Source organism: uncultured Cetobacterium sp. (assembly GCF_947038635.1).
Classification (GTDB): Bacteria; Fusobacteriota; Fusobacteriia; order Fusobacteriales; family Fusobacteriaceae; genus Cetobacterium_A.
The window spans coordinates 1-8,209 of record NZ_CAMQXC010000100.1; the positions used below are offsets into that span (position 1 = coordinate 1).

Below are 8,209 nucleotides of genomic sequence, written 5' to 3' on the forward strand. Positions count from 1 at the left end.
GCTTTGTATAAAAAATTAGATAAAAAAAATGAAATATATAAATACTTAGATATAGTAGCTATTGGAACAATAGCTGACATAGTTCCATTGAAGGGAGAAAATAGACTTTTAGTTAAAAGAGGACTAGAGCTTCTAAAAAGTAGTAAGTGGCAAGGGTTAAACATGCTTATGAAGAGATTGTTTGAAAACCCTATGGAGAAAAAATTTGATACATATGATGTTGGGTTTATAATAGCTCCTATTTTTAATGCTGCTGGAAGATTAGAAGATGCTAAAATGGCAGTAGAACTTTTTGTCAGTGATTGTCATATAACATGTGACAAATTAATATATGAATTAATTAATAAAAATAGTGAAAGAAAAGAGATTCAAGAAGAAATTTTAAAAAAAGCTATAGATAAAATTGAAAATGAAAAATTAGATGAAAATAGTGTAATTGTTGTTGCAGAGAAAAAATTTCATCATGGGGTTATAGGAATAGTAGCTTCAAAAATTTTAGATAGATATTACAAACCTACAATCATTATGGAAATAAAGCCGTTAGAAGGGATAGCAACAGCTTCATGTAGAAGTACAGAAGCTTTTAATATGATAGAAGCTTTAAATTCAATGAGAGAGATATTTATCAAATATGGTGGGCATGCAGGAGCGGCTGGATTTTCTATTGCTATTGAAAATATAGAGGAATTTTCAAAGAAAATAAATGAATATGCTATTGAAAACTTAAATAGTGAGGATACAAAAAAACCTATAAAAATAGATTGTGAACTTTCAATGATAAAAATATCTTTTGATTTAATGGATAAGTTATCTTTATTAGAGCCATATGGTTTTGGAAATGCTTCACCAATGTTTGCTATTAAAAATTGTAAGTACACAAACTTTAGAGCTATTGGTAAAGAAAAGAATCATTTAATGATGGATTTAATAAAAAATGGGGTAGAAATGAAAAATTGTGTGTGGTTTAATAGTGAAGATATGCTTGAAACAATACTTAATAATGAAGAGATTGATGTAGCTTTTAAACTTAAAATGGAGACGTATAAAGATAAATACCAATACAAAATTTTTATAGAAGATATAAAACCATCTAAAAAAATTATGAATGATATCAAAGATTTAGAAAGTTTATATAATTTAAAGTTTCCTATAAAATCTATTTTTTATACAAGAAGAGATTTAGAGAATGAAAAGTTAAACATTAGTTTTATCAATGAAGAAGTTTCTATTAATATTGGAAGAAATAGTATTGGATTTTTAGATAACCAAACAAAATTAGTTTTAAAAAAATTGAATGATTATTACGGATATAAATTTAACATTAAGATTGATAAAATAATAAGAAAAGATGAAAATTATAATGTTCACATTTGGATAGATAAAGATGATGAGTTTAAAACTTTATCTTTTGAAACTGGAAAAATATTTAAAGAGATAAAAGAGTTTTTAATAGGAGATTTAGAATATAATTCATTACAAAAAAAAGTTTTAAAAACAATATTTAAAGATAAGAAAAATGTAGTTGTTAGTTGTAAATCGGGAAGAGGAATGAACACGGTTGTAAAAACAATAGAGATATATTATAAAATGCTTGGAAAAAAAGTAGGGATTGTAAAAGAGGGCGAGATGAAAGAAGAGGGTTATGATTTTTATATCTATATGGGAAATGAAATTTTAGAAGCGAGCAATTATAATTTGTTTATAACGAATAATAAGATTTATTGTAATACTTCTGAATATATAGAAGATGATTATAAAATTCCTTCGAATGTAGAAGTAGTTGGGGTAGATGAATTAGAATATCATGAAAATATCTTTAGTATAATGCTTCCATTAAAAGATAAAAAAAGAATAATTGATAGTATAAAAAAAGGAGAAAAAACTTTTGCTTCTGAAGATATAAAAATTATTTTATAAAAAGAAATTATTAAAGTAGGAAAGTTCATAAAAAAATAGAAAAAACAGGAAGAGAATAATTTTCCTGTTTTTGTTTGTTAAAAAATAAAAAATAAATCTTAAAAATTTATTTGGATAAAAGGAGGGTAAACTTTATGAAGAAAATAGTTTACGGTGATGGAAGTAAAGTTGTGTTATTTAAAGAGGGGATAAAAGAGGGAACAGAGATTGGAAATAGAATTGAAGAATTAGTAGATGAGATAAAAAGAAGATGTATGGGTGTTTATACTTCAGATTCATATGAGGATCTAGAAGATGTAGTGACATACGATAAGGGCATAGATTGCTTATTATTATCTTGGCCAAATAATAGAGAGGAAAAAGAAGCGGTAGATGTTATAAATAAGTTACATGAAAGTCAAGAAGGTGTACCTGTATTTTTATTAACGCATAAAGCTGATGCTTTAGAAAATCTAAGTAGAGAAGTTTATGAGCATGTAGAAGAGATAATTTGGATTTTACAAGAAGAGATAGGATTCTTAGGAGAGAGAATTCAAAGGGCAGTAGAGAGGTATAATGATAATTTATTACCTCCGTTGACAAAAGCTGTATTTAATTATAATAAAGTAGCTGAATATTCCTGGGCTGCTCCTGGGCACCAAGGAGGAGTTGGATTTACAAAAACAGCTTTAGGAAGAAGATTTTTTGATTTTTATGACGAAAATTTATTTAGATCAGATACAGGAATAGAAAGAACATCTATTGGATCACTGTTAGATCATACAGGAGCGTTTTTAGAGGGTGAGAAATTAGCAGCTAAAGTATTTGGAGCTGATAGATCATATAATGTACTTGTAGGAACTTCAGGCTCTAATAGAACAATAATGCAGGGAGTTCTAACGGATGAAGATATAGCTTTAGTGGATAGAAATTGTCATAAATCTATTGAGCAAGGATTAATAATAACAGGAGCAAAACCAGTTTATATGAAACCAACAAGAAATAGATATGGAATAATTGGACCAATATTACCAAGTGAAATGACAAAAGATGAAGTGGTTAAAAAAATAAATGAAAGTCCGTTAATCCCTGAAAAGATGAGGTTACAAAATCCAATATATTCAGTTGTAACAAACTGTACTTATGATGGAGTTTGTTATAACGCAATGAAAGTAGAGGATTTGTTTCAACCATATATAGAGAGAATACATTTTGATGAAGCTTGGTATGGATATGCTAGGTTTAATGAAATGTATAAAAATCACTATGCAATGAGAGGAGAAGCTAAAGATTATAAAGGTAATGCAACAGTATTTGCAACACACTCAACGCATAAATTATTGAATGCTTTATCTCAAGCCTCGTATGTACATATGAGAAAAGGAAAAAATCCAATAATAGAGGAACGTTTTAATCAGGCTTATATGATGCATGCTACAACTTCACCTCTTTATGCAATTGCAGTATCAAATGAAGTTGGGGCAGCAATGATGCAAGGTAAAACAGGTAAAGTTTTAACAGATGAGGTGTTGAAAGAAGCTATTGATTTTAGAAAAATGGTGGCAAAATATCATAAAGAATATAGGCAAGAAGGTGAGTGGTTCTTTAAACCTTGGAATGCTGAAACAGTAAAAGATCCAAAAACAGGAAAAGTTTATAATTTTGAAGATGCTCCAACAGAGTTATTAATGACAGAACAATCTTGTTGGAGAATGAATCCGAAAGATACATGGCATGGATTCCAAGAGTTACCTGAGGATTGGGCAATGTTAGATCCTATAAAAGTAAGTATTTTAGCTCCTGGAATGAATGAAGATGGAGAGTTAGCAGAGAAGGGTGTTCCAGCTCAATTGATTTCATATTATTTTTCAAAATACGGCGTAGTTCCAACAAGAACAACTGATTTCCAAATAATGTTCTTGTTCTCGATGGGAATAAGTAAAGGCAAATGGGGGACATTATTAGACTTATTAGTTTCATTTAAAAGAGAATATGATAATAATACTCCATTAAGAAAGATATTCCCAGAATTGGTTGAAGGAAGAGAAGAGAGATACGGAGATTTAGGAATGAAAGATTTAGGAGGTGAAATCTTCCAATATCTAAAAGAGCATAATTTAGGAAAATACTTAAATGAAGCTTATTCAGGATTACCAGAGCAAGTTATGAGTCCTAGAGAAGCGTATAATAAAATAGTTAAAAATGAAGTAGAACTTGTTCCAGCCAAAGAGCTTGAAGGAAGAGTAGCAGCAAATGCTGTAATACCATATCCACCTGGAATTCCAATGCTAATGTCAGGAGAAAGTTTTGGTGCAGCGAATAGTGCTCAAATATCTTATTTAAGAGCTCTAGCTACATGGGATAAACAATTCCCAGGATTTGAACATGAAACAGAGGGAACAGCGGTAATAGGTGGAGAATATAATGTTCTTTGTGTAAAGAAATAAAAAAATGGCGGTGAGACCATGTATAAAGAATTAACTACAAAAATAAGAAAGTCTTTAAGAGAACAGTGGTTTTATCATATAATAGTTGGTATGATATTTCTAGGTTATGTTGCTATAGTAGTAATTGGAAATGGAATATTTTTAGATGATGTAGTAAAAGTTTTAGGATTTTTATTTCTTTTAACAGGAATAGGAAATTTGATTTATTCTTTTTCTGGAATAGGAGAAAAAGAGTTCCATTGGGGTGAAATATTCTTTTGGGGAATACTTGAATCTTTTTCTGGATTTTTACTTCTTTCAAATAAACTTTTAATAGCAGAAAGAAATTTGATAGAAGAGGTTAGTTTAGCAATAGAAAAAGTTACTGCTACAAAAGTGGAGCTTCAAGGTTATATAGTAATATTTTATATAGGAACATTTTTAACCTTTAGAGGCATAAGTCATATTGTAACTAAAATTTATGAACCGGAAGGAATAACTCATAATAAAACTTTAGTAGTGATAAAAAGAGTTTTGATTTTAGATGGTTTTGTAGACTTTATATTTGGAATCGCAGTGACATTAAGTATGTATCTAGCTCAAGGAATATTCTATTATATTCTATTAATATATATATTAATAACATCAATATTAACAATTACATTTGGTTTAGCATCGAAATATTCTTTAAAAATTGAAAAATTAGAAGAAAAAGAGGTAGAAGAAATAAAGAATTAAATAAAACCATGAGATGAAGTACTAAGAATTTCATCTCATGGTTTTTTGTTAAAACTATTTATTTTTTGAATTAAAATCATCTAACTTCTTATAAAGCATTACAGCAGCGCTGTTTAAAAGCTTATCTTTAATGAAGTCATTTGTAGGATTCTCAAAATAATCTGTTGCAATGAGTGTAGCTAAACCATGTCCAAATAACCAACAATCTAGAAAAAGGTCGTGTTTAAACTCAGTTGGTAAATTTTCAAATCTCTCATCTTTTTCCATCTCTACTTTTATAAGATCTCTGAATTTTTTTAAAAGATTACCGTATGAATTATCTCTAAGAAATATTGACTTAAATAGTTGTTTCTCTTCTCTCGCAAATGCACAAAGTCCGATACCACTATTAAGAAAGACCATGTCAGTTTCTGGTCTAATAACATACTCTAAGAAAATTTTCTTAGCTCTTTCTATAAGTTCTGTTTTTAACTCATCCATAGAAGAGTAGCAGCTATAGATTGGAGCTGGAGAACAATTTAAAGCTTTGGCCAAATTTCTTGCGGTAATGTCATCTAAACCGTGTTTTTCAAACATCTCAAAAGCTTTTTCATGTATTTGTTCTCTTTTAAAAATTGCTTTTTTGGGCATTAATTCCTCCTAAATTTTACAAGTTAAAACTTTTTTACAAAGTTGATACCTATACTAGATATCTCTTTTTCATATTTTATATCATTAACTGTTCTTGAATCATAAATATAATGATTAAAAGCAACAGTCCATTCTACAGTTTCGTTAGGTCTATATTTAACTCCTGTTCCTAACATTGTAGAGTTTAAAGCGTATTCAGTAGCTGCGAAACTCTTATCAGGAGCTCCTGTATCAGCGTAGTTAAATCCAACAAGCCAAGCGATTTGTGGAGTAAACCAGTACTCAGATCCAACAGATATCTCCCATCCGTTTTTATAATCTACATTAGTTTTTCCTATTCTATCCATAGTAGCTGATTCGTTGAAGTAATAGTTTCCACCAACAAAAGTAGTCCATTGCTCTGTAACTTTATACGACGCTCCTAGAGCAGCTAAAGCAGGTAAATCTCTTCTAAGTTTTTCTCCATCTTTATAAACAGGATATAGTCCTAAAAGCGCATCTGATACACCTATACCAAGAGCTCCTTTTGTAGAATCTGAAATATCAGATTTAGTTTTAAACCTTAATTTTACTTTAGTATCGTATCTAAATCCAATGTTTAATTTGTCGTTTGGTGCATAGTTTAGACCGAATTGTCCACCAAATCCATAAGCTTCTCTTTCAGAATCAATTGATGCGTCGCCTTTATTTAAAGCGTTTTTACCAAGGTCAGCAAGATTTCCAGTTAAAAGAATTAAAGGAATGGATGTTTTTAAAGTAGTATCTGCTTTTAAAGTTCTTTTACCATATACACCTCTAACAGCTAATGAAGCTGACCATTTATCAGTTAAGTTAAAAGCCTTTCCTAAAGTAGTTTGAGCATACACATTAGAACCTTTAACATTTGTTCCAGTTAGTAAATCATTAAAATTTATTTTTCCAGGAATAACATCAGGTAAAGGAATACTATCTTTATATTCTAACTCAGCTCCACCTCCAACTCCTCCCATTGTCCAGAAGTAAGCTCCATCATCTGTCTTCTTATAAAGAGCAAAGTTTGGTATAGGTGAAGAAAGGTTAGTTGAAAAATCTCTTCCTCCTTGACTCATATTTTGATCACCAAAGGCATATTGGATTCCACCAACAACATAAGTTCCGTTTTCTAATCTCATTAAACCAGCTGGGTTGAAATAAACTGTAGATCCTACATTTATAGCACCTTGTTGTGCGGGGTTTCCACCGTATTCAGCTGAATAGTTTTGAATATGATCTATAGATGCTCCCATAGTAGAAACACTTAAACTAGCTATTAGAGCTAGTAACGATAATTTAAATCTGTTCATTAATATAATCCTCCCTAGTATTTTAACAATTACTAGTGTAATATAACACATGTTTTTAAAAATTACAAGTGTTTTTTATGTAGTGTATATAGATGAAATCTTTGAATTCTCTAGTACTAACTATATGAAAACTAGAAGTATTTATTTTAGGGAAAGAGGTATCTCCTAAAAACTTACCTTTTATATAGGAGAAATGAAATTCATTAATTAGTGGCAAAAAATATTCATAGATAGTTTTACCGCCAATAATAAAAATTTTTTTATTAGTAATTTTTTGTAAAGATAACGCTTCTTTTAAAGCGTTATCTGGGCAGTTGAATATTTGAATATCTTTGTGAAAAAAATTCTTATCCTTAGTTAAAACAAAATTGATTCTGTTAGGAAGAGGTTTTCCGATTGATTGAAAAGTTTTTCTTCCCATAATCACAATACTATCACTAGTAATCTCTTTAAAAAGATTTAAATCTTCAGGGATATCCCAAGGCATATAATTGTTATTACCAATTAAATTATTTTCATCCATTGCTACGATGAGTGAAAGCATGCTTACTCACCTAAATCAAAATTATTTTGTCTTAGTGCTTCATAAAGAACTATAGCAGCAGAGTTTGATAGATTAAGAGATCTTCCCATTTTAATCATTGGAATAGTTATACAAGTTTCTTTATTAGCTTCTCTAATTTCTGCAGGAATTCCTCTAGACTCAGGACCAAAAACAATAAAATCATTTGGATTATATTTCACATCTGAATATTTTTGTGTAGTTTTAGTAGTGGCAAAATAAAAGTTAGATTCAGGATAAGCTGCTCTTAATTCTTCATAATTTTCCCATACTTTTAAATCGATTAACTCCCAGTAATCAAGACCAGATCTTTTTATTTGTTTTTCATCTAAAGAAAATCCTAAAGGTTTAATTAGGTGTAGAGTTGTATTTGTAAGAACACAACTTCTTCCAATATTACCTGTATTGTAAGGAATTTCAGGTTCCATTAGTACTATATTCATAAAATCCTCCTAAAAAAATAATATATATTAAAAATATATGTAATTTTATCATAAAATAATTATAAAACAAAATAAAAAAAGTTGTTGACTTAGTTTAAAAGTTATGGTACTATAATTTTTGTCAGCGGGAAATACCGCAGACGAACGAAAACTAAAGGACATTAACAACCGAATAGAGAAAATAGTCAGAAG

General features: G+C 29.4%; 7 protein-coding genes. 3 read left to right on the plus strand and 4 right to left on the minus strand.

The window, feature by feature from the left end:
• The 3 genes from Q0V08_RS09070 to Q0V08_RS09080 all read left to right on the plus strand — a co-directional run.
• The coding region (locus tag Q0V08_RS09070) for a DHHA1 domain-containing protein (RefSeq protein WP_297434103.1) at positions 1-1,917 on the plus strand (1,917 nt) is incomplete at its 5' end.
• 134 nt (positions 1,918-2,051) lie between these two features.
• On the plus strand, positions 2,052-4,343 hold the full coding sequence (gene adiA, locus Q0V08_RS09075) for an arginine decarboxylase (RefSeq protein ID WP_297434104.1): 2,292 nt from the start codon (positions 2,052-2,054) through the stop codon (positions 4,341-4,343).
• 18 nt (positions 4,344-4,361) lie between these two features.
• The gene (locus Q0V08_RS09080; RefSeq protein ID WP_297434106.1) at positions 4,362-5,060 is read left to right on the plus strand and encodes a hypothetical protein; all 699 of its coding nucleotides are present in this window, start codon (positions 4,362-4,364) and stop codon (positions 5,058-5,060) included.
• 54 nt (positions 5,061-5,114) lie between these two features.
• On the opposite strand, the gene Q0V08_RS09085 is transcribed toward Q0V08_RS09080, so the two are convergent.
• Genes Q0V08_RS09085 through Q0V08_RS09100 form a run of 4 tightly spaced genes read right to left on the minus strand, consistent with a single transcriptional unit; the run spans position 5,115 to position 8,017 of the window.
• Positions 5,115-5,690: a TetR family transcriptional regulator gene (locus tag Q0V08_RS09085; RefSeq protein ID WP_297434108.1), complete on the minus strand. Its 576-nt coding sequence runs from the start codon at positions 5,688-5,690 to the stop codon at positions 5,115-5,117.
• A gap of 23 nt (positions 5,691-5,713) precedes the next feature.
• The gene (locus Q0V08_RS09090) at positions 5,714-7,012 is read right to left on the minus strand and encodes an outer membrane protein transport protein (RefSeq protein WP_297434110.1); all 1,299 of its coding nucleotides are present in this window, start codon (positions 7,010-7,012) and stop codon (positions 5,714-5,716) included.
• A gap of 55 nt (positions 7,013-7,067) precedes the next feature.
• Positions 7,068-7,556: a dihydrofolate reductase gene (locus Q0V08_RS09095; protein WP_297434112.1), complete on the minus strand. Its 489-nt coding sequence runs from the start codon at positions 7,554-7,556 to the stop codon at positions 7,068-7,070.
• A gap of 2 nt (positions 7,557-7,558) precedes the next feature.
• Positions 7,559-8,017, minus strand: a complete 459-nt coding sequence (locus Q0V08_RS09100; RefSeq protein WP_023051903.1) for a tRNA (cytidine(34)-2'-O)-methyltransferase — start codon at positions 8,015-8,017, stop codon at positions 7,559-7,561.
• Positions 8,018-8,209: the final 192 nt, after the last annotated feature.